The 23,491-nt window shown below is 55.6% G+C and carries 16 protein-coding genes; 4 read left to right on the top strand and 12 right to left on the bottom strand.

The window, feature by feature from the left end; translation table 11 throughout:
• The first annotated feature begins 189 nt into the window (after window positions 1-189).
• Window positions 190-2,115, top strand: coding sequence for a methyl-accepting chemotaxis protein (locus SB719_RS05155; protein ID WP_292968685.1), 1,926 nt, complete (start codon window positions 190-192; stop codon window positions 2,113-2,115).
• 97 nt (window positions 2,116-2,212) lie between these two features.
• Here the strand turns inward: SB719_RS05155 and SB719_RS05150 are convergent, their stop codons facing one another.
• From SB719_RS05150 to SB719_RS05130, 5 genes are all read right to left on the bottom strand, one after another.
• The gene (locus tag SB719_RS05150; RefSeq protein ID WP_292968683.1) at window positions 2,213-4,330 is read right to left on the bottom strand and encodes a TonB-dependent siderophore receptor; all 2,118 of its coding nucleotides are present in this window, start codon (window positions 4,328-4,330) and stop codon (window positions 2,213-2,215) included.
• Window positions 4,331-4,541: 211 nt separating this feature from the next.
• Window positions 4,542-5,777, bottom strand: coding sequence for an MFS transporter (locus tag SB719_RS05145; protein ID WP_292968682.1), 1,236 nt, complete (start codon window positions 5,775-5,777; stop codon window positions 4,542-4,544).
• Window positions 5,778-5,861: 84 nt separating this feature from the next.
• Window positions 5,862-8,216: a GNAT family N-acetyltransferase gene (locus tag SB719_RS05140; protein ID WP_304231602.1), complete on the bottom strand. Its 2,355-nt coding sequence runs from the start codon at window positions 8,214-8,216 to the stop codon at window positions 5,862-5,864.
• Window position 8,217: 1 nt separating this feature from the next.
• Entirely contained in the window at window positions 8,218-9,510 is a 1,293-nt protein-coding gene (locus SB719_RS05135; protein ID WP_065647647.1) for a lysine N(6)-hydroxylase/L-ornithine N(5)-oxygenase family protein, read from the bottom strand.
• A 10-nt stretch (window positions 9,511-9,520) separates the two neighbouring features.
• A complete protein-coding gene (locus tag SB719_RS05130; RefSeq protein ID WP_304231605.1) occupies window positions 9,521-11,074 on the bottom strand; it encodes a pyridoxal phosphate-dependent decarboxylase family protein in 1,554 nt (517 codons plus the stop codon).
• A gap of 617 nt (window positions 11,075-11,691) precedes the next feature.
• Here SB719_RS05130 and cspA point away from each other — a divergent pair.
• Complete coding sequence (gene cspA / locus SB719_RS05125; protein ID WP_065647413.1) at window positions 11,692-11,904, top strand: RNA chaperone/antiterminator CspA; 213 nt, start codon at window positions 11,692-11,694, stop codon at window positions 11,902-11,904.
• A gap of 265 nt (window positions 11,905-12,169) precedes the next feature.
• Here cspA and yajD read toward each other — a convergent pair whose 3' ends face one another.
• From yajD to SB719_RS05110, 3 genes are all read right to left on the bottom strand, one after another.
• On the bottom strand, window positions 12,170-12,517 hold the full coding sequence (gene yajD / locus SB719_RS05120) for an HNH nuclease YajD (RefSeq protein WP_065647414.1): 348 nt from the start codon (window positions 12,515-12,517) through the stop codon (window positions 12,170-12,172).
• Window positions 12,518-12,609: 92 nt separating this feature from the next.
• Window positions 12,610-13,206, bottom strand: a complete 597-nt coding sequence (locus SB719_RS05115) for a DUF1349 domain-containing protein (RefSeq protein WP_065647415.1) — start codon at window positions 13,204-13,206, stop codon at window positions 12,610-12,612.
• Between the two features lie 17 nt (window positions 13,207-13,223).
• Window positions 13,224-14,327 (bottom strand): NAD(P)H-dependent flavin oxidoreductase, encoded by a 1,104-nt coding sequence (locus SB719_RS05110; protein ID WP_412159030.1) that lies wholly within the window; start codon window positions 14,325-14,327, stop codon window positions 13,224-13,226.
• A gap of 453 nt (window positions 14,328-14,780) precedes the next feature.
• On the opposite strand from SB719_RS05110, the gene SB719_RS05105 reads away from it, so the two are divergent.
• Window positions 14,781-16,067: a methyl-accepting chemotaxis protein gene (locus SB719_RS05105; RefSeq protein ID WP_292968674.1), complete on the top strand. Its 1,287-nt coding sequence runs from the start codon at window positions 14,781-14,783 to the stop codon at window positions 16,065-16,067.
• A gap of 33 nt (window positions 16,068-16,100) precedes the next feature.
• Here SB719_RS05105 and SB719_RS05100 read toward each other — a convergent pair whose 3' ends face one another.
• The gene (locus tag SB719_RS05100; protein WP_412158984.1) at window positions 16,101-17,171 is read right to left on the bottom strand and encodes an acyltransferase family protein; all 1,071 of its coding nucleotides are present in this window, start codon (window positions 17,169-17,171) and stop codon (window positions 16,101-16,103) included.
• A 442-nt stretch (window positions 17,172-17,613) separates the two neighbouring features.
• On the opposite strand from SB719_RS05100, the gene SB719_RS05095 reads away from it, so the two are divergent.
• On the top strand, window positions 17,614-20,184 hold the full coding sequence (locus SB719_RS05095; protein ID WP_412158983.1) for an EAL domain-containing protein: 2,571 nt from the start codon (window positions 17,614-17,616) through the stop codon (window positions 20,182-20,184).
• Here the strand turns inward: SB719_RS05095 and SB719_RS05090 are convergent.
• Genes SB719_RS05090 through SB719_RS05080 form a run of 3 tightly spaced genes read right to left on the bottom strand, consistent with a single transcriptional unit; the run spans window position 20,179 to window position 23,480 of the window.
• Window positions 20,179-21,510, bottom strand: coding sequence for an MFS transporter (locus tag SB719_RS05090; protein ID WP_314687482.1), 1,332 nt, complete (start codon window positions 21,508-21,510; stop codon window positions 20,179-20,181). The two genes, SB719_RS05095 and SB719_RS05090, sit on opposite strands and share 6 nt — an antisense overlap.
• Window positions 21,503-22,138: a DUF4286 family protein gene (locus SB719_RS05085; protein WP_304231616.1), complete on the bottom strand. Its 636-nt coding sequence runs from the start codon at window positions 22,136-22,138 to the stop codon at window positions 21,503-21,505. The genes SB719_RS05090 and SB719_RS05085 overlap by 8 nt, the downstream gene beginning before the upstream one ends.
• The gene (locus tag SB719_RS05080) at window positions 22,131-23,480 is read right to left on the bottom strand and encodes an amidase (protein WP_412158982.1); all 1,350 of its coding nucleotides are present in this window, start codon (window positions 23,478-23,480) and stop codon (window positions 22,131-22,133) included. Before SB719_RS05080 ends, SB719_RS05085 begins: the two co-directional genes overlap by 8 nt.
• Window positions 23,481-23,491 lie beyond the last annotated feature (11 nt).

Below are 23,491 nucleotides of genomic sequence, written 5' to 3'. Positions count from 1 at the left end.
TTATAAAACGTTGAATGTAAAAAAATTATAATCACTTCATAAAATACTACCCCGCTAACTAAATAATTACAGCAACGCTAAAAATAGCTATCAAGCTTCCGTTAGCCGTGACGATAGTAAATTGACGGCAGAGCATGAAGTCCGCACGGCTCTGGCCAGCATTTCAATATCTCACTAAAGGTGAATGTTATGGGCCTTGCTCACTCCCTCTCAAATATTAAAATCGGAAAGAAACTGGGAGCCGGTTTTATTATTGTGATTGCCGCCTCACTGGCAATAACTGTTATAGCATTTGATTGTTTTCGCAGTATTAAAGATAACTCAGCCCGGCGTACAGTCACGGTTGAGATGGTGAATACGCTCAGCAAAGCGCGGCTGAATCGCACCCTGTATCAGTACACAAAAGATGAGCAGTTTGCCGTGCGGAACGTTGAAGCGCTGAAAGAACTCGCTTCACTTTACCAGCGTCTGGGTACGTTCAGCTGGGACGCAGAGGGTCTGCAGAAAGTGAATCAGCTGGGCGAACTAATGCGCAGCTATCGGGACCAGCGCGAAAAATTTGTCGCTGCCGCCAAAGAGACCACCGGCACCTTCAGTGCAATTACGCCCGCCACGCTGATCAAGCTGGCGCATCAGCTGGAATCGCTGAACCGCGGCCTGACGCCAGAGACCGCGCCGCCGGTTATGCAGCTCACCGCCACGCTCTACGATACCGCGAATATTGAAGAGAACTTCCTGAAAAATCCGGGTGAAACCAGCAGAGATGCCATCACGGATAAATTTATTACCATCACCACCCTTACCGAGCTGCTCGGGAGTTTTAATCAGGGAGATATCACGACCGCAACCCAGGCTGTGCTGGCCACCATTAATCAGCAGCGCCCCGCCCTGATACCGTATATGAACGCCTTCAGCACCGAAAAAAGCGAATCCACGAGCCTGACAGCAGCGGCGGAACGACTGAACGCAGGCGTGGCTGAGATGTTCAGTTATCAGTCGCAGCTTTCTGCCTCGTTTATTAAAGGCGCCGAGTGGCGTATCGCTATTGCTGCCCTGATCTGTGTGGTGCTGAGCCTGCTGATTGCCTGGCGCATTACGCGCAACATTACCCACCCGCTGCGTGAAACGCTCAGCGCGGCACAGCGTATTGCCGCCGGCGATCTGACCATCTCACTGAATACCACCCGGGGTGACGAACTGGGCCAGCTGATGCAGGCGGTCGACACCATGAACCATAGCCTGCAGACCATTATTGCTAACGTGCGCAGTGGCGTCAGCAGCGTGGCGCGCGCCTCCGCAGAGATTGCTGCCGGAAATACCGATCTCTCGTCCCGTACCGAACAGCAGAGTGCCGCCGTGGTGCAGACTGCCGCGAGTATGGAACAGCTGACCTCAACCGTGAAGCAGAATGCTGAAAACGCCCATCACGCCAGCCAGCTGGCGACCGACGCTTCCGGCAATGCGGGCCGCGGCGGCGAGATTATCCGTGACGTGATCACCACCATGAGCGGCATCAGCCAGAGCTCCGGTAAAATTGGTGAAATCATCAATGTCATTAACAGCATCTCGTTCCAGACCAATATCCTGGCGCTGAACGCGGCGGTTGAGGCGGCGCGGGCCGGAGAACAGGGACGCGGCTTTGCGGTGGTGGCGGGCGAGGTCAGGAATCTGGCGCAGCGCAGCTCCGTGGCGGCAAAAGAGATTGAGACGCTGATCCGTGAATCACTGGATCGCGTTAACGACGGCTCCGCGCTGGTGGATCGCGCCGGCACCACAATGAACGATATTGTGCAGTCGGTGACGCAGGTCCGCGACATTATGGGTGAGATTGCGGCCGCGTCTGACGAACAAAACCGGGGCATTTCGCAGATTGCGCAGGCGATGTCGGAAATGGATACCACTACTCAGCAGAATGCTGCTCTGGTTGAAGAGTCCTCGGCCGCCGCGAGTTCGCTGGAATCTCAGGCGATTGAACTGGAGAAAACCGTGGCTATCTTCCGTTTGTCAGCAGAACAGGAAAATGCGGCGCGGGTTGCACCGAAGCCTGCCCTCGCACCATCAATGGTTAAACCCAAACCTGTCGCCACGGCCGACGCCAGCTGGGAAAGCTTTTAATCGGCTCTGCGCAGACAAAAGCCCGTAAGCGGATGAAAAGCTTACGGGCTTTATTTTTGGCCTGCGTCAGCCGGAACGCCGGCAGAATGTGATTAGATCAGAAATCGTAACCCACGGTCGCCACAATTGAGCGCTCGGCGCCCCAGTAGCAGTAGCCTGTACCGTAACAGGCGGAGACATATTCGCGATCGGTAAGGTTATTGGCATTGACCTGGACATAAGCGCCTTTCAGCTGACTGTTCCAGGCACCGAGATCGGCGCGTACCGAGGCGTCAAACAGGGTAACCGAAGGCAGCCGGCGGGTGTTTTCATTGTCAGCCCACTGCTTGCCGATATAGCGCACGCCGGCACCCACGCTCAGGCCGTAGTCAAACTGATATTTACTCCAGAGCGAAGCCATAGCGTTGGGGGTAACATACGGCGTATGGCCATCATTACCATCCACTGAATCTTTATACCGCACGTGGCTGAGCGTGTAGTTGGCGATGGTGCTGAGGCGCGGCGTCAGCTGAGTGTGCGCTTCCAGCTCCAGCCCCTGCGAATGCACCTTACCGGCAGGAACAAAGTAAGATCCCTGCACGATACGGTTGCCGACATCTTTCTGCGTAAGATCGTATACCGCAGCGGTGTAGAGATCGGATGTACCCGGCGGCTGGTATTTCACGCCCGCTTCATACTGCTCAGCGGTAGTGGGTTTCAGCAGGTTGCCGTTCTGGCCCGAGAGCGACTGCGGCGTAATAGCCTGGCTGTAACTCACATAAGGTGAGATGCCGTTATCGAAGGCATAAAGCAGTGCTGCACGCCCGCCCACGTGGTCATCCTGACGCCGGTTTTTGGTTGCCTGATCGTAGTTCTCGGTCTGCGACACAATGCGATCGTAGCGACCCGACAGATCAAGATGCCACTTATCCCAGAGCATCTCATCCTGCAGATAAACGCCGGTCTGATAGTAGTAGCGCTGCGAGCGCTCGAAGGTGTACACGTCGTTGGCGCCCACGGAGGCGCCGGTCCGCGCATTCAGCTGGCTGGCGTTACCGCTTGCATCATGCAGATCGTTTTTATACTGGTGATACTCCGCGCCCAGCACCACTTTATGCTCTACCGCGCCGGTGGCAAAATCCGCCTCCAGCTGATTATCAATGGCGTACGCTTTCAGCGATGAACGCGAACCGGAGTAGTAGCGGTTCAGCAGATCCGAATTATTCCCTGTCCAGCCGATTTGATACACCTGATCGAGATCGACGTTTGAGTGAGAGTAGCTGGCATTAGAGCGGAACGCCCAGGTGTCATTAAAGCGGTGCGCAAATTCGGCGCTGTAGATCTGCTCGCGGCGCTTGAACTGGTCGAGTGAACTCTGCCCGTCGTAGAAACCGTTGCTTAGCTTATAGCCGTTGTGTTCGGTGATGCTGCCCTCACCCGGCACCGCGCTGTGGTAGCCGCCTGAGGGATCTTTCTGCAGATACGCGCGCAGCAGCAGCGAAGTATCTTCCGACGGCTGCCAGAGCAGCGAGGGTGAAATCGCATATTTCTCTTCCCGCGTGTGATCGTACTGCGTATCGCTGTTGCGGGTAATACCGGTAAGGCGGAACGCCAGCTGATCGTTCAGCGCATCGGTGTAGTCAAACGCGGCTGAGCTGGTATTGTTGTTACCCGCCGAGAGACGGAAATGCCCTTCCTGCCGGAACTGCGGACGTTTTGACGTCTCCATCACCAGCCCGCCCGGCACCGTCTGACCATACAGGGCAGAAGAAGGGCCTTTAATCACATCAATGCGCTCAAGGAACCAGGGATCAACCTGCAGCACGTTATAGCTGCCGGGATCGCTCATCAGCCGCAGGCCATCCAGAAAAACATTATCAACATCGCCACCGTGGAAGCCGCGCAGCGAAACGGTGTCGTAACGCGACGCCGCACCGGCGAAGTTTGTAAAGGCACCCGCGGTGTAATTCAGCGCCTGATTAACGTTCATCGCGCCCTGATCTTCCATCTGCTGACGCGTAACCACTGATACTGCCTGCCCGGTGGTAACCAGCGGGCGATCGGTTTTAGTCGCGCCCTGGCTGGTTTTTGCCGTATAGCCTGAGGTGGGAGTGGTGGCCGTTTCAGCCGGCTGAGCGGTGACAACCAGGGTTTCAGCCGCATAAAGCAGCGGTGATGCAGTTAACGCGACGGAGCAAAGCAGTACAGAACGCTTCAGAGTAAAAGGCACTCGCATGGTTAATTCCCTTAAAAACACGCAGTTCTCTCCGGTACAGCCGGAGAGCCGATGGACGCCAGAGGCAATGGTAATGCTAATATTAATGAGAATTATTATCTTTTTGACGGGAACATTTCAAGATGTGTATGCGGTAAAATTTCTGCCTGAAACCAGCTGAAAAGTGAGGAATGGCTGGAAAGCGAGCCGCAGCTCGCGTCAGAGGTGAGGCTCAGGCCTGCTGCAGAGTCAGCTGCCGCCGCCGGTTTTCACGCAGGAATGCGCGGATCAGCCCCAGCCAGAGCAATCCGCAGATCAGATTAATCAGGCTAAAACCGGTACTGTAAAAACTGAAATAGGCGTATTTTGCGGCTTCAATGCCGAGTGCGAAAATCAGAATGGTCACCATGCCCACCATCGCTGCCACGCTGCCCTTGCCCGCCTGACTGGAAAACAGCGTCATACGATAAAGTCCGGCATTAACCAGCCCGGTGCCAAAGCCATACAGGCTCAGGCCAGCGGTCAGCCATAAATAGCTGTGCCGATCGGCCATGGTCGCTACGGCCGCCAGCGCCAGACCGGCGACCACCGGCCAGGCTCCCAGCTGCAGCGGTCGCTGGATCGGCAGCCGGCTGCTGAGGCGACCCAGCGTAACATTCCCCGCGATCATCGCCAGAAACACCGGCAGCTGCAGCAGCGCATAATCCATACGGCTGAGACCGGCATCATGCATCAGAATAACCGGCGACAGCGCTACCCAGGCGAGACAGGGAATAGTCACCAGGCCGATTGCCAGTGAACCGCGCATAACCTGGCGATCGCGCAGCAGCTGATAGTAGCCTCTGCCCAGCGCGCTGAGTGAAATCGAGCGGGTACGATCGCCTGCGGTTTCCGGCATGGTGCGCCACAAACCCAGCAGGGCCAGCGCCGTCACCCCGCCGAACAGCCAGAACAGGGTACGCCAGTCGCTGACGGTCAGAAAAGCGGCGCCGGCCAGCGGTCCCGCCAGGGGGGCCAGCAGAGCGACGTTTGCCATCAGCGCCATGATCTTTATGCTCAGCGCTTCACTGAACGCTTCCTGAATAGCGGCATAGCCTACCGAGCCGATGAAACAGAGACTGACCCCCTGCAGAAAACGCAGCAGCACAAACTGCTCAATGCTCTGAACCCAGTGGGTGGCAATGCAGGTCAGCATAAAAAAGGCTACGCCGCTGAGCAATACCGGACGCCGTCCGATACGATCGGAAAGCGGCCCCAGCAGCCACTGCAGCATCATGCCGCCGATAAGGTAGGCGGTCAGTGAGGCGGAGACCCATTCAGGCCCGGCTCCAAACTCTTCTGTGACCAGCAGCATACCGGGCTGGATCATGTCATGCGCGATATAGGTAGCGAATTCAAACAGTACCAGTGAGAGCGGAAAAATTATGCGGCGGCGCGTAAGCTGCGACACCGGTTCATACAGGGCCATTACCGATCCTTATCCGTTTCAAAATACTAAAAAACGCGGTCGCCGGCGCGACCGCGTCACTTATGTCAGTCAGTGAGCGCTCTGTCAGCGCCAGCGGGCAATCGGATTATCCAGCGTACCGGCAAACTTCAGATTTTCAGCCGGGTCGGTGAGGTTGATCATCTGCTGATTATTTGCCAGCTGCAGCCGGTTAAGGCAGGAGCGGGTAAACGCCGGGGTAAACATATCAAAACGTGCAAATTTAGCCGCCAGCTCCGGATGCGCCTGCTGATACTCTTTCACGCACTGCGCCACCGCCTGCCAGAACTGATCCTGCGACAGCGTGCCGGAATCGTGCAGAATGGCGCTGATAAAACGGAAAATGCAGTCAAAGACGTCAGTAAAAATCGACAGCAACTTGAGATCGTCCGGCACATCCACCGCCAGCCGGGTGACCTTTTCCGGCAGCTGCGCGTCCGGGTTCATGACGGCGATCTCTTCGCCAATGTCTTTCATATAGGCGCTGACCGGCACATTGTTTTCCAGCAGCATGATCAGGTTTTCGCCGTGTGGCATAAAGGCTAAATCGTACTGGTAGAAGCAGTGCAGCAGCGGACTGAGATAGCAGTCCAGGTATCGCGCCACCCACTCTTTTGCCGGCAGACCGGAGTCTGCAATCAGCGCCGGCAGCAGCGCCTGCTGGTGGTGATCGACGTGCAGAAAAGCGGCCATGGTCATCAGGCGCTGCCCCGGCTGCAGGCTGGCCGCCGGATTATCACGCCACAGGGCAGCAAACATCTTCTTATAAGCAGAATCACCGCTGATGGCCTGCTCGTAGTAGCGATTATGGTAGCCCACCGCCGCAACCTCCCGCAGAATGCGGAAATCGCAGCGCTGCAGCCACGCGTCGCCGCTGACCAGCTGTTCCAGCCATTCATTAATGGCGGGCGTGGTAGCCATATAATAGGGGGACAGGCCGCGCATAAAGCCCATGTTAAGTACCGACAGCGCGGTTTTGACGTAGCGCTTTGCGGGCTGACTGCGGTTAAAGAAGGTGCGAATCGATTGCTGCGCCTGATAGCGATCGTCGCCCTCGCCGAGCCAGACAATATCCTGATGAGCAATATCGGCCGCGAACACCGTCAGCAGTTTGTTTTGCCACTGCCACGGATGCACCGGCATCAGGATATACTCATCCGCATTCAGCCCGCGCGCGCTGAGCTGCTCTGTAAACCGGGCCAGGGTCTCTGCACCCAGCTCATCACGCATCAGCTGCTCGTAACTCAGCGTGCTCAGACTGGAAAAATGGGCGTTGCGCTGATGCACTGCCACCCAGATAAGCTGTACCGGGGCGGCAGCCTCTGGCGCAAAAGCGAGATAATCGCGGGCGTCGAAACCGATACGGCCATTATTGGCGACAAAACAGGGATGCCCCTCGGTCATTGCCGCTTCTGTGGTCTGAAAATCAGCGTGCACCAGGGCCTGCGCATCCGGGTTCTGCTTCTGCAGCTTATAGACGCTGCTGCTGAGCGTGCTGCTGATCTCTTCCATATAGGTCGCCAGCAGCGCCTGCGGAATGCCGATTTGCTGATTAAACTCCACGATAAACTGCAGCGCATCCAGCGTCAGCGGACGACCATTTTCCTGCTTCTGCAGTGACGCGGCGTCAATATTCCAGTGGTCCAGCGCCAGACGTTCTGCGCGGAACTGATAAGTTGCTTCGCCGCCCGGTACGGCCAGCGTATAGCAGCCGTCGCCGTTTTCAGCGGGCGTAACCAGCTTTTCGTGGGCAAACTCGCTGATCGCTTTGCGGATCAGCATCCGGTTTGCCTGTGCCCAGTTATCACCGGTAAGGTGGGATCCTGTCAGCAGCGCAGAGGGTGTGTTCATGGTCAAAATATCCTGCTCAAGAGCCTGTTGATAATCTTCGCGCTGGCAAAAGGCCAGCCAGGCGGTTTTATGTCCGAGATCGAGTGTGTGCTGATAGTGAAAGCCGGCCCGTTTGTTCAGCCGGTGAATTTTCTCATTGCGTACGTCAGGCTCCACCACCACGCGTCCGACCTGCGGCAGACTAAACAGGTAATCCATCGCGACGGTAAAGACCTGCCAGCTGAACTGCCGGATCGGCGTGCTGGCGGGCGCAATCAGAATATGCATCCCGTAATCATCGGGCGCGGCCGGATAAAACCGTCCGATTTCATCCTCGCTGGCGCGATAACACTCCATCAGAAACACCGGCGTTCCTTCGCAGCAGCCAATCAGGGCGGCATGCGGGTGAGTTGCGATCAACCCGTTATAAAAAGCAGCAACCTGTTCCGGCGTGTCATTCTGCATGCCCCAGAAGCGGGCGTAATCGCGCGTTACCCAGCTGTGGATCAGGACGGCATCGGCGGCCTGCATCGGGCGCAGGCTGAAGGTACCCGCCGGTCGCTGAACGCTGTAAATTATTTCTGTGCTCATGTCAGCGCTCCGTCTGTGCCGGGAAAGTCTGAAACGCGATCTGCTGCTCTACCGGATAGACTTCGCGTCCGGTAATTTCGCGCAAAATAACCGAGTTGCGGTAGCAGGCCATGCCGAGGTCCGGTGTCACAAACCCGTGCGTATGCAGCTCTGCGTTTTGTACAAAAATCTGGTTGTGATGATCGATGCTGTAATTACGCTGCACATCGTAACGACCCTGCTCGTCCCAGCGTAGCCGCTGACTGATGCCTTCAATAAACATCGGCGGCCGGTAGTGATAGCCGGTCGCCATCACCAGCCCTTCGGTACGGCGGGTGAAGGCGCACTCCTGCTCCTGCTGCCAGAGCGAAAGTTCAAACTCTCCTGCCGGCAGCCAGCGCAGATCGGTCAGCGCTGAGTGAGTAAAGAGATTGACGTTAAGCGGGCCATCGAGCTGTTTGACGTACATCAGATCATAGATATCGTTAATCAGGCTGCTGTTGATGCCTTTATAGAGATTTTTATGATTTGCATTGAGCCGGTCGCGCTTTGCCGGCGGCAGCGCATGGAAATAGTCGACCCACTCCGGCGACGTCATCTCCAGTGTCAGCTTGGTGTACTCCAGCGGATAGAAGCGCGGCGCCCGGGTGATCCAGTTCAGCTGATAATTAAACCGATCGATATCGCTGAGCAGGTCATAGTAAATTTCAGCCGCGCTTTGACCGCTGCCCAGCACGGTGATGGAGCGTTTCTGCTGCAGCTCTGCTTTATTTTTCAGGTAGTCGCTGGAGTGCGTAATACGCTGACGATGCGGCTGAGTGCACTCCGGCAGCCAGGCCACCGGGCCGGTGCCGAGGATCAGATGACGCGTCAGCCACTCTTCGGTTGCGCCGCTCTGACGATTCACCGCCTGTACGCGGTAAACCGCCTGCTCAGCATCGTAACTCACATACTCAACGTGACGATTCCAGCGCAGGTTACTGAGACGTTCACAGGCCCACTGGCAATACTGGTTATACTCTTTACGCATCAGGAAAAAGTCTTCCCGGATGTAAAATGAGTAGAGCTTTCCTCTCTCTTTCATATAGTTCAGCAAACTATAAGGGCTGGTAGGATCCGCCAGCGTCACCAGATCGGCCATAAACGGCGTCTGCAGGTGGGCGCTCTCCAGCATCATGCCGGTATGCCAGTCAAAGCCCGCATTCTGATCGAGAAATACGCCGTTGAGTCCCTCTACCGGTTCGCTAAGACAGGCCAGTCCGAGGTTGAACGGGCCAATTCCGATGCCTATAAAATCGTAAACGGTGTTATTCATAACAAAGCTCTCACTGATTAACCGCATGGAGCGCGGTCGTGCGCAGCTGCTCGCGCCCGTAATGCGCAATCAGGTTAATAACCTCTTCCAGATCTGCAGCGGTGGTCGCAGGATTTAATAAGGTGAACTTCAGATACTGGCGGCCATCGACTTTGGTGCCTGCCACAATGGCGTTGCCGGAACGGAACAGCGCTTTGCGGATCGCGGCGTTGATATCGTCGAGCTGCGGGCCGCTGAGCGACTGGCGCGGCACAAAGCGAAATATTTGCGTGGTGAGTTCAGGCGCGTGCAGCACTTCTATTGCCGGATGTTCGCGCAGAAGCTGATGCGCGAGCTGTGCAAGGTCAATCAGCGTATCAAAGGCTTCACCCAGTGCGGCCGGGCCCATGACGCGCAGCGTCAGCCACATCTTCAGCGCATCAAAGCGACGCGTGGTCTGAATACTTTTATTAACCAGGTTTGGCGTCCCTTCCTGCTGCGCGCTCAGCGGATTGAGATAGTCAGCATGGTGCGTAACATGCTTCAGATGATCTTTATTACGCACAAAGAATGCCCCACAGCTCACCGTCTGAAAGAACGATTTGTGGTAGTCAACGGTGACTGAATCTGCCTGTTCAATACCGCGCAGACGCTGGCGATGCTGTTCTGAAACCAGCAGACCGCAGCCATAAGCGGCATCAACGTGCATCCACAGTCCATTGCGCTGACACAGCGCGGCGATATCTTTTAGCGGATCGATGCTGCCAAAATCGGTCGTACCGCTGGTCGCCACCACTGCAATCGGGATCAGCCCCTCTTCACGGCAGCGCTGAATTTCCTGTTCCAGCAGATCGGCATCCATACGATAATCTGCGTCATGGTCAACCGGCACAACGGCATCGTAGCCCAGACCGAGGATCGCCATCGATTTCTGAATACTGAAATGGCTTAATTTGGAGGTAAATACGCGCCACTTTCCGGCGGTCTCAGGCAGGCCACGATATTTAATCAGATGCCCCGGATGATGCGTTTCGCACCAGCTGTCGCGGGCCAGCAGCATCGCCATCAAATTAGACTGTGTCCCGCCACTGGTAAAAATACCGTCAGCGGTAGCGGGCAGGCCAATACGTCCCAGCGTCCAGTCGATAACTTTTTGCTCAATCAGCGTGCCGCCAGCGCTCTGATCCCAGGTATCAACCGAGCTGTTCACTGCGGCCATTACCTGCTCTGCCATCAGTGACGGCAGGACAACCGGGCAATTCAGGTGCGCAACATATTTAGGATGATGAAACCAGACTGCATCGCGCAGATAAAGCTGAGCCAGCTCGGCCAGTGCAGCTTCGTTATTGCCCAGCGGCGAATCAAGATCCACACTGCGGAACTCGTTTGCCAGCTCGTGCGGCAGAATACCGCTGAACGGCTTTTCAACGCCCTGCACCGTATGAGTCAGGAGCTTAAGCACCTCCTGCGTCTGTCCGGCCCATGCATCAAGCTGACGATCGTTAAAAAGCCAGCTCTCCGGCGCGCCAGACTGCGGCTCAGAGGTAATGTTTGGTAATGATTGCGCAGATGAATGTGTAAACATAATCCTTTCCCGTTACTAAAATTCTTGAGTACCTGCTGATCAGTCAGTCAACAGGTGTCATAGGCTCTGCTGCTCCAGCGAAAATATAAAAAATATAAAGCATTAAAATCAGTCACATATGTCTTGCATCGACCTGTAACGACAGACTTCTATTCCTCTGCCTTAAAATTTGAATGAGATTATAAATAATAATTATTATCATTCAATAGCCTATTTTCAGTTAGTTTTACATCAGCGTTGCTGAAGATTGCATTTGTGATCTTCATCACAAATCATGATGATGCGTTAAGAGAAGAGCGAATGAAGCGTGGGTTTTAACCCGTTCCGGCTATGTCCGGACAGCGAAAACCAGTGCGGGCAGTGCTGAACGAGGTATTAAACGAGGTATTGAAGGCAATGTAATATAAGTGTTGCTAAACCGGATCAGGTGTGGCTTAATAGCGTCATCGGTTTGGAATACAGACCTTATGAAGCAGTTTTAGTAAAGCAGTCCTCAGTTCAAGTGTTATCCACAGATACCCCTTCTTCATGAGCCTCCTCCTAAGTGCCCAATAAGTAACGCTCTGATACAGGCCACCATCGCCATAGTTTATGGCTCATCAATTAAGGAAGTATCTATGTCTAACAAAATGACTGGTTTAGTAAAATGGTTCAACGCAGATAAAGGTTTCGGCTTTATCACTCCTGAAGATGGCAGCAAAGATGTATTCGTACACTTCTCTGCAATCCAGAGTGATAACTTCAAAACCCTGGACGAAGGCCAGAAGGTCTCTTTCACCATCGAGAATGGTGCTAAAGGTCCAGCTGCTGCTAACGTTACCGCACTGTAAGTTGCGCTGACGATCGGCAGCGCTTACGATAGCGATGAAGACAGTAGTCTGAGCAGTTAAATGCTGCTGATAAAAAAACCCGCCGCGTGCGGGTTTTTTTGTGCCCGTAACCGGGTGAAAAAAGAGCCCGACACCCGGCTGGGCGTATCGGGTTGGCATAAGCGCCAGTGAAATTCGCGACTTAGAAAAGTACGCGGATCCAGTATAACACAGCTTATCTGCCGCCTCGTTTTACTTACCTGTAACTGTATATGGCAGCCCGCTGCTACTTTTTCTTACTGATAAGCGATTTCAGATCGGCGAACGGATTATAGGTCGCTGCACCTACCTCATCCTGCGCATCTTCTCCAGCCACTACCCGCGTACCGTACTGATCGGCTTCGGTATATTTTGAGTGTTCATGGTCGTGACAGTAAAGGCAAAGCAGCTCCCAGTTACTGCCATCTTCCGGATTATTGGTGTGATCGTGATCGATATGGTGAACCGTCAACTCGCGCAAATTTGAGTAGACGAACTCCCGGGCGCAGCGCCCACATACCCACGGATAGATTTTAAGCGCTTTTTCACGGTAGCCGCTCTCCAGCCGTGAGTAATTTTTCGGAATAACTGCCATTAGCCTGTGCCTGTACGTAACGTGATTATTTCAACGATCAGCAGGCTAGCCCGATTGTCATTTGATAGCAAGCAGCAGGTTATCCGGTTGGGTCAGCTTAAATCATGCAGCGCTTTATCAACGGGCGGCCCCAGCCAGAAATCACTGAACGTCACCTCAAGCCCTCCCCGCTCCGGGGTACAGGCCATGATCCCTGCAAAACGCGAGGGTGCCGCAGGCCAGTGGCATAGACGCAGCAGCGGCCAGACATTGCCATCTGCTGAGTATTGAATGCGCAGCGCCTCATTGCGCAGCGTGACGCGCAGCCAGAAATTACGGGCATCGCCCGGAAAGAGACCGGTTGACCAGTCGGAAAATTGCCGTGTTACGACACAGCCGATAGCGGGACGCTCATCATTAAACTCAATGCCCGCTTTTACCCACTGCTGCTCATTTTCGCCTATAAAGATGCCTGCCTGATCGTAAAGCGTTGTGAAATCTGCCTCCACCCTCACCTGCAGCGTGAAATCCTCTGTGACGTCAAACCCAAAGGCGTGACCGCTATGGCGCTCAAAACCATACCAGGTGCGCTGCCAGAAATCGGTGCGGGCGGCAGTCGTCAGCTGTAATCTGTTTTGACTGAATAAACACGCCTGCGGTGGATTAAGCCAGCGTCCGTTTGCCGCTTCCTGTAACGTCATCGCGTTCATTATCGATACCTGCCACGTTATAAAGAGAATGGTTGTATAGCATCAGTCAGGCTGCCCTGGCCAGACGCCGCATGCCACTCTGTGACCAGCTCCCGGATCACATCTGCCGCCGGTAGTTCACGTGCCAGAGGCGCCCCTTCCCCCGCCCAGTAGGCACCAAATCCGGTTTCACCCTGCGCAAGCGCGGCCTTAGCCAGCGCTTTACTCATTGAATAGGCCAGCGGATAAGCAGGGATCTCTGTCCGGGGAATAGCGTGTGCGATCTTGCAGAATGTGTTGCGCAGACAGCGCGCCTCACGACCGGAAATCGCCGCAGTCATGGTGGTGCCCGTCACAGCCGCATCCTGGAGCGCCTGACGCCAGGCTGGCGTGGTAGCGGATTCAGGGCAGAGAAGAAAAGCGGTGCCGGATTGCACGCCGCTGGCCCCCAGGGCCAGCATCGCGCTGATTGCCGCACCGTTCATGATCCCGCCTGCTGCAATCACCGGCAACGCAACCCGCGCGTTTATTGCCTGTATCAGCGTCAGCGTAGAGAGCTGATGATCGTCTCCCTCCGCGGCAAAACTGCCGCGATGACCCCCGGCTTCATAACCCTGCGCCACAATCATATCGATCCCCTGCTGCGCTATCTCTTCCGCTTCCGCCACGCTGGTAGCCGTTGCCAGCGTAACAATCCGGCATGCTTTCAGCCGGCGCAGGGTATCCGCCGGCGGTAAACCAAAGTGAAAACTCACTACGGCCGGACGCGTTTCTTCAATCACCTGCAGCATCGCTTCATGGCCGCAGAAAGTGGGATAGATCTCCTCCAGGTGTACAGGCGCCTGCGCGCCCAGGGCAGCAAAACGATCGGCGAAACGTGCTATCCATGCCTGTTCGACCGCTTCATGGCGTATAGCGGGCGAATGGCAGAACAGATTGACGTTAAAAGGCTGGCGGGTAAGCGCCTGGGTCTGACGTATCAGACGCGCGGCCTCTTCCGGAGAGGAGGCGCCCAGACCCAGCGAACCAAGCGCACCGGCATTGCTGACTGCAGCCGCCAGTTCCGGTGTCGAAACGCCTGCCATAGGAGCCTGAATAATCGGATAGCGCAGAGGGAGTTTTTTACACAGCGGTGTCGTCATCACAAAGCTCTCCGTTGGTGGCAGCCAGTCTGGCTTATCCATTTTGTACAGCACAGGTAACCTATATTTAAATTACCCCTTTAACAAGAAGCCTGGCGTTTTTTGCGGCAGCGCTGGAGCACCTGACAGAGCGGCATACTCACTCTCCTCAGGCGTCTGCCGGTAAAATTACCTCAATGCATTTTAATTAGAATTTTTACTCATTTTTTGTTTTTTGCCGTCGATAACATAGATTCAGCATCACCTTAATTGCCAGCACCAGGAACCTGAACTGATTAAAAATGCCCCCTGACTGATGCCCGTTTTCGCTTAACGGCTGCCGGTGCTCAGGACAACATGGAAAGTGAGGGGAAAACATACAGCGCGACACACGCTCTTTGCTGGATGAAATTACGCGACCCTTTTTGAAGCAGTCGCGCTACTTAACTGCACACTATCTGACAGAGGTCATCTATGTTTGGGGTGAACACTTCACGCCTGACGCTGCCGTTCAGTCACAGCGCTGGCGTTCATCGTGATATCAATGCTATCAGACAGCATGTTGCCTGGATTGAATTTACGCCGGACGGTGAAATTGTTGATGCTAACGCGTTATTTCTGACACTGACGGGTTATCAGCTGCAGGAGATCCAGGGCCAGCATCATCGTCTCTTCTGTTCACCGGTTTACAGCCAGACAGCAAGCTATCGCCGTTTCTGGCAGACGCTGGCGCAGGGAGAGTCGATCACCGGCATTTTTGAGCGCTTTAATCGTCAGCAGCAGCGCTTTTATCTGAGCGCCACCTACTTTCCGGTCAGCGATGATAAAGGCCGGGTGTATAAAGTGATCAAAGTCGCCAGTGATATCACCGCGCGCCATCAGGAACTGGAACACAAAGAGGCGATCATCACTGCACTTGATCGCTCCATGGCGGTGATTGAGTTTACGCCTGAAGGTGAAATTCTCAGCGCCAACGCCAATTTTCTGCAGCATATGGGGTATGGCAGCGAAGAGATTATCGGCCAGCATCACCGCCTCTTCTGCTATGACGATTTTTATCATCTTCATCCCGATTTCTGGCAAAAAATTGCCCGCGGGCAACATTTTGTCGGCCGTTTTGAGCGTAAAACCGCCAGCGGTGAGCGCATCTGGCTGGAGGCGAGTTATAACCCGGTCGTGGATGCGGATGGCCGGGTCTACAAAGTGATCAAAATCGCTTCTGACATCACTGCGCGCGTGGAAGCAGCTAAGCGGGTAGCGGATATCGCCCTGACCACATCAGGCGAAACCTCACAGATCACCGACAATGCCAACGACGTGCTGGATGAAACGGTGCGCAATTCAGGTCTGGTGGCTCAGCGGGTTAATGCAGCAACCGAAATTGGCATGCAGCTTAATGCGTCTGCCAGAAACATTGGCGAGGTGGTTAACAGCATTAATCTTATCGCATCGCAAACGAATATTCTGGCGCTGAATGCTGCTATTGAGTCAGCGCGTGCAGGTGAAGCAGGCCGCGGCTTCAGCGTCGTTGCTGCTGAAGTGCGGCGGCTGGCCGCTTCCACTGCCAGCGCTACCCGGCAAATCACCGACGTTGTGCAACAGAACAGCTTGCTGATAAAAGAGATGTATCAGCAGCTGGATGAAGTGCGGGAATTTGTGATGGCGGAACAGGAGAAAATCGGCATGCTGTCACGCAGTCTGCGCGAGATTAACAGCGGCGTTCACGAATTTGTTAACGTTATTCACCGCCTTGATGTCTGAAACGGGCGGGAGGCTGTCGCTTCCCGCTCACTGTCAAACGTCGCTGCCCGTGGCCGGTGTGGCCGGCAGCCGTTTTTTCTGCAGCGCGCGGCGCAGCGCCGGCTCTGCGTACCGGGTGATCAGGTAAGCTACGCCCGACAGCACAATAACCATAACCGGCGGCAATATCATCATGACAGTGTCACTTTTAATAATGTGATTCACCTTAATCAGCATCGCTATCATCAAATTTTCATGGATCAGATAGAGGGCATAACTGATGAAACCTGTAGCGGTAAACAGTCGCAGTGACAGGACATGCTGGATCCGCGTCATTCTGAAGCTGGCAATAAAAAACAGCAGCACTGCTACCAGCGGTATCAGCGCAACTGCCCCGCTGTTCTTAACGTAGTAGCTAAAATTAATCAGCAGCGCGAGCGCAACCAGCAGATAGTGGTAGCGTCTGTCGCGCCCGTGCAAGCGTTCATAGACCAGGCAACCCACCATAAACCAGGCGTAATGAATAAATCCCAGTTTGGAGATAATGTCCACCAGCAGCGGATAACCGAGTGACTTAACCACTGAAGCAGCAGAGAGTAACAGCATCGGCAAAATCAGCGCCGGCAGACAAAATTTACGTCCCGCAGTGAAATAGACAGCGCCGATAATCAGATAAAACAGCGCTTCAACGTAGAGCGACCAGAATGAGCCCGCCATAGAGTGAAACGAAATGCCGGTTAACTGCGTCAGCGTCTCAGGATTAATAAACAGTAGCCCCGGCAGCAGGTTTTTCGCATAGGGGGTCATAAGCGACCATTCCGGAAAAAATCCTCCGGCTATATAGAGCAGCAGGCTGGCAATTAACATCGCCGGAAATAGCCGCAGCCAGCGCTTTTGCAGAAAGCTAATATAGCTCTCTGATTTATCAAGCGTCATAAAAATAACAAAGCCCGAGATCATAAAAAAGAGCTGCACACCAGCCCAGCCAAAAGAAAATAGCGGCAGATGCTGAGTAGCGGCGACATAAGGCAGCAGTTCTGGCCAGCGCGCCCAGGCGTGATAGGCGATAACCATCAGAATAGCTAAACCGCGCATCCCGTCGAGGTGAGTAATACGAGCCTGCATGATGTTCTCAGTAAAAGTAAGAGGTAGACATAAGTCAAATTATCACTTACGCAGATTTACAATCAATAAGGCTTATTCCTATTAAGATTAAAATTATCTTAATTAAAAAGAAAAGCGTTATAAAAATTTATGGCCACACATTTCAGTCATTTTGCTCCCCCGCCATGTCTGCGGAGCTGACTATACTTGTGCTGAAGAACCGGAACGCACGTTTATTCAGGGCCGGTTATTAACTATGCCCCGTCAGATTCAGTTTTACAGCCTGCATATTTTTCGCACTGGCTCTCAGGCAGGGTTATCACGGCGTAAAATCGCGCTTATGCATCAGGTTTTACTGACCTGTGCCGATAACCTGAACATACTTTTGTAATGTCATTTTACTCAGCGTATTAAGCCTATGATAGCGAAGACCTCTTTTGTCGACTCCCCCTCACGTGGGCAAATGCGTGGACTGATCCGTCAGCCAATGATGATGATGGTATTACTGATCCTGCTGGCCTTTACCGGTGCGTTTATCAGCCTGATGTTTATCGCCAGCGATTTAAATCAGCAATCGGATCGCCAGCAATCTTTGCTGCTGGATAAGGCGCTTCAGACGAGACAAGCGGTGATGCAGTTTCACCTCTCTGATAATGCCGGATGGGGTGAGGCATACCAGAACCTGCACCGCACGCTGAACCGCCGCTGGGCATGGGATAATCAGAATCTTGGCGCGTCGCTGTTTGATACCTTCGCCTATGAGGGGGTATTTGTGATCTCGCCGCAGGATGAAACGCGCTACAGTGTGATCCGTGGCCGGCCGGAAGCGCGCTCACTTGCCCTCTGGCTGGGCACCGATCCGCTGCGCCGCATTAAAGCACAGCTGCAGGCGAGCGCGGGCAATGCGATCAGTGACTACGTGCTGGCGGACGCGCAGCTTACGCTGTATAGCGCGGCATGGATTACGCCAGGTGGCGACCGCAGCGTAACAACGCTGCCTGGCCCGCCCTCGCTAATGGTTTTCACAGATCGCCTGACGCCACAGAAGTTGCTTAAGCTGGGTCAGGAGTATGGCATTCACAACCTTCATCTGGACGCATCACCTGCTGCCCGGCCTGCCTCTCCGCACCTGCTGATCGCTGTGGGTGATAAGCAGGTTGCGCTGATCTGGCGCAGCGCGAATCCCGGCGGTGCGCTGCTGACAGAATTACTGCCTCTGCTGGTGCTGATTATGCTGCTCTCGCTGTTTACCGCACTGATGCTGATGCGCAGCGCGCTGCGCAAAGCGCAGCTTAATGATGAAAGCACCTGGTTACTGGGACAGAGCCAGCTCGCCCTGAGCGCCAGCGAACGGCGCTTTCGCGACATCGCAGAAACCACTACGGACTGGATCTGGGAAATGGACAGTCAGCTGCGCCTGGTCTGGATTTCAGGACGTTTTCCGGTAGTAACCGGCTTCAGCAGCCAGGAGTGGATACAGCGGACGCTGGCGGATTTTCTGCTTGATTACGAGAAATATCGCAGCCGCCTGATGCTGTTTCAGCAGTCCGGCGGCCAGCTAACCCTGACCGGTTGCCGCTATCGCTCTGCGCAGGGACACATGCGCTACTGCAACCTGACGCTGAAAGAGGTGATGCTGACTCAGGGCGTCAGCGGTTTTCGCGGCAGCGCTACGGACATCACGCTGGAGTATGAGGCGCAGGCGCGGGCGCACTACCTCTCCCATTTTGATGAGCTGACCGGGCTGGCTAATCGGGTGCAGATGCAAGAATTCCTGACGGGAAAACTCAGTCTGCCATCCGATCCGCAACATCGCCTGGCGATTATCATGATCGATCTGGATAAGTTTAAACCGGTCAATGATATCTATGGTCACACTGCAGGCGACAAGGTTCTGCATGAAGTATCGGGCCGTATCCGCGCCTGCCTCGGCAGTCACGGACTGGTGGCGCGCCTGGGGGGCGATGAGTTTGTGGCAATCCTGCCTGAAATGAACAGCCGCGATCGTATTGTCGCGCTGTGTCAGCAGCTGATAGCGCGTATCAATGACGCGTTTGAGGTCTGTGACAACACGCTGCACATCGGGGCCAGTCTGGGCATTGCACTGGCGCCGCAGGATGCCGATAACGCCAGCGATCTGCTGCGTTATGCCGATATTGCTCTGTATAAGGCGAAAAATAGCGGACGCAATCAGTGGGTCTTTTTTGATCGCGATATGGAAGAAAAAATTGTGCAGCGCCGCGAGCTGGAGCATGAACTGCGCGATGCGATAAACAGTGAACAGCTGGCACTGGTTTACCAGGCACGTTATGCGCTGGCAGCCGGAGAGGTCACAGCAGTAGAAGCGCTGGTACGCTGGCAGCATCCGCGACTGGGTCTGCTGATGCCCGATCAGTTCATCCCGCTGGCGGAAGAGACCGGCCTGATCAGCGCGCTAAGCGATTGGGTGCTGCTGCGCGCCTGCAGCGATATTGTTCAGTTTGAGCCAGCGCTATCCGTATCAGTCAATATCTCAGCGACGGAACTCCAGAATGATGCGCTGCCGTCACGTATTGCGCAGGTGCTTCAGCTCAGCGGCCTGCCCAATCACCGGCTGGAGATAGAAGTCACAGAGAACGCACTGCTGAGCGATCCTGAAAAAACGCTGGCGACCATGCAGGCAGTTAAAGCTCTCGGCGTAAAATTTCTGATTGACGATTTTGGCACCGGTTACGCTTCGCTCTGTTATCTGCGCGCGTTTCCGTTTGATGGCCTTAAGATCGACAAATCGTTTATTTTCCCCCTGGGTGAGTCACCGCAGGCGCGTCAGGTCGTGGAGAATATGATTGGGCTGGGCAGAGCCTATTCGCTGTCAGTTACGGCTGAAGGGGTGGAAACCCCCGGACATATGGCGCAGCTGCAGGCGCTTGCCTGCGACGCGGTACAGGGTTACTACATTGGACGTCCGGGTCCGCTGGCACAAATTGTGATGACGGTGCCGGACGATAACCCGATGCGAAAAAATGCGGCGGTCCCTCGCCAGCGACATTCATAGTGGCTTGTGCGCAGTCTCTTTCGCTTTCCACAGGGCAAGCAGCGTGATCAGCAGCGCCAGGGACACATAAAGAGATACCCACAGAGTGCTACCCGACTCACGGTATAGCGAAGTGATAATCAGCGGCGCAAAGCCGCCGCCGATGATACCGGCCAGCGTGTAGGCGAGTGAGGAGCCGGCATAGCGCACATGACCGGGAAACTGCTCGGTCACAAAAGCTGCCTGCGGACCGTACATAATCGCATGGATCAGTAGCCCGACTATCACCGCCAGTACAATCAGCACCGGCTGAGAGCTGTCGAGCAGGACAAAAAAGACAAAGCTCCAGATCACGCCCAGCACTGCACCGCCAATATAGACCGGACGGCGGCCCAGACGATCGGATAAGGCGCCGAACATCGGTACCGTAATCGCATTGCCGATGGCACCAAGCATGGTGGCCAGCAGCGCTAACGGACGCGGCAGCTGCAGCACCGTGGTCACGTAGGTCAGCGTAAAGACCACCACCAGCGCATAGAGCACATCAGAGCCGATACGTGAACCACCGGCAATCAGCAGCGCACGTCGATGATGGGTAAACACCTCTTTAAGCGGGGCCTGAGTGGTTTTATCAGCCTGTTTCATTGCCCTGAAAGTCGGTGTCTCATCAACACCACGGCGCAGCCACAGCCCAAACATAACCAGCAGCAGGCTCAGCAAAAACGGTATGCGCCAGCCCCATTCCTGAAAGGCCTCGCCGCTCAGTGACAGGGTCACAAGCGTGATAAACCCGGTGCCAATCAGCGTGCCGCACGACGGCCCTACCTGCGCAAATGAGGCGTTACGCCCGCGCTTGGTGGCTTCACCGTGTTCCATCGAGAGCAGTACTGCGCCAGCCCATTCGCCGCCGAGTGCAATGCCCTGAATAAACCGCAGCGCGACCAGCAGCACCGGACTCCAGATCCCCCAGCTGGCGTAGCCGGGCAGCATCCCCATCAGAGCCGTCGTGACGCCCATAATCACCAGCGTCGTAACCAGCACCGCTTTACGCCCGGCCACGTCGCCAAGATGCCCAAAGATAAAGCCGCCTACCGGACGGGACACATAGCCAACGGCATACGTTGAGAACGCCAGAATGGTGCCGACCAGCGGATCGAAGCTGGGGAAAAAGACATGGTTAAACACCAGCGCCGCCATGATGTTGTAAACGGTAAAGTCGTACCATTCCAGCGCCGTACCGATGGAACTGGCAGCGGCCAGCCGCCGGGTTTTACTTGCGCCTGTAGCGGCAGAGTGCGTGACGTCAGGCTGTGATACCTGTGGCAGAGTGGAGTCGTTATTACTCATAGGAGATCTCCTGTCGGGTAAGCTGCCAGCTCAGCGCGTAGCGCTCGGCATCAGCATGAAATGCCTGGGCGGCCCGATCGGCCAGCGCGATGCAGGCGGTTTCATCAGCACAGTGCAGCAGCAGCATGGACTGCATCGGACGATGGGCATGGGTTTCGCGCGGCAACGGCGTGCTGAGTGACACATCCGGCGTCAGCAGGCAGGAGGAGATATAGCCCGGTACCTGCTGCAGATGCTGCTGCCACGCCTGCAGCGCCGCGCCGTCAGGACCTGCAGGCAGGGTCAACATGGCAAGGTGCGCGCCCTGACCCCGGCCATGCCGGTGCGTCACGGCGCAAACCCGCCGCATCGGATCAATCATCCGGTTAAGATTTGCGACTGACCATTCCGTCTGGCGCGTAAAGGCGGCGTGATAAGCGGCGCTGGTAAAAGTCTCCTGGGAGGCGGTTTCATAAAGGCCCAGATAGCGGCGCGCAGCGGCTACGGCACGATAGCGCGTGCCGCTGAGAAAGCCTTCAATGGCGACACGCTCTTCAACGTGTTCATGGTCATACCATTGGTTAAAATCAGCCTCATCTTCGGGTGCTACATTGGTGGCGACAAACAGCATACCGTGGGGATTACTCATGGGATAAACTCCGTTGCAGGGCAGATTCGGCAGCAGCGGCCCAGCTAAGCAGCGCTGCATCCTGGTTATGAACTGAGGCGATCGTCAGGCCGACAGGCGCATCGCCGGGCGTATGACAGGGCAGTGAAATGGCGCAGCCATCCAGCATGTTGATCACGCTGGTGTTGCGCAGCATCAGCAGATTGACTTCGCGGTAGCGCTCTTCATCCTCCAGTTCGGTAATGGTGGGGGCGATCAGCGGCACAGTGGGCATCAGCAGCGCGTCAAAAGGCAACAGGGCCGCGCTGACCTGCTGCTGCCACGCCCGGCGCTGCTGATAGAGCTGCGCGGCGTCCTGCTGTGTCAGCGCGCTGCCGCGCCGGATCCGCACCAACACCTGCGCATCGTACGCTGCCGGATAGCTCTCCACCCACGCCTGGTGCCATTGCCAGGCTTCATACGCGGTGATACCGCCGCGCGCGTTGAGGGTATCCAGCTCGTCCAGCAGAGGCATCGGCTGCTCTGTCAGCGTCGCACCCGCTTCGCGCAGTATTTTGAGCGCGCGCTGCCAGGCTACGCTGACGCTCTCATCCAGGCCGTCGAGCACGCGGGTTTGGGGGATCAGGAACCGGGCGTCAGCCAGACTGCGCGGCTCAGGCGTCAGCGGCGCGTCGGCAATAACGCTATCCAGCAGCCAGCAGCTCCGGACGTCATGAGCAATCGTGCCGATACTGTCGAGCGACGGTGCCAGCGGCAGCGTGCCCTGCTGATCGATACGGCTGGCGCTGGGCTTAAAGCCGGTCAGACCACAGAGTGCGGCCGGAATACGTACCGAGCCGCCGGTATCCGTGCCTGCGGAGCCGGCTGACATACCATCAGTAACGGCCACTGCCGCACCGGACGATGAGCCACCCGGAATGCGTTTTTCCTGCCGCCGCCACGGGTTGGCAGGCGTGCCGTAATGCGGATTAATACCCAGACCGGAAAACGCAAATTCCGTCATATTGGTTTTCCCTACGATCACGGCGCCCGCCTGCAGCAGACGCTGCACAACAGTGGCGTCTGCCGCCGCCGGAGAAAAACCGGGCAGCCGTGATCCGGCCAGCGTGGGCATACCTGCGACGTCAAACAGATCTTTAATACTGACCGGCACACCATCGAGCGGTGAGCGTGCTGCACCGCGCGCCCGGCGCGCATCGGCAGCGATCGCCTGCTGCTGCGCCTGTTCTGCCCACACCTGTGTAAACGCGCGCGTGCCCTCGCCCTGTTCCGCCTGAATTGCCGCCAGCGCCTGTGCTGTCAGCGCCACCGATGTGGTTTCGCCGGCCTGCAGCTGCTGGCTTGCCTGCCATAAGGTTGTCATAAGGCGCGTCT

Origin of the sequence: Pantoea sp. SIMBA_079 (assembly GCF_046940275.1) — a bacterium.
GTDB lineage: Bacteria > Pseudomonadota > Gammaproteobacteria > Enterobacterales > Enterobacteriaceae > Pantoea > Pantoea borealis.
Note: the sequence above shows the minus strand (reverse complement) of the source record. Positions and strands in the feature narration are given on the sequence as shown.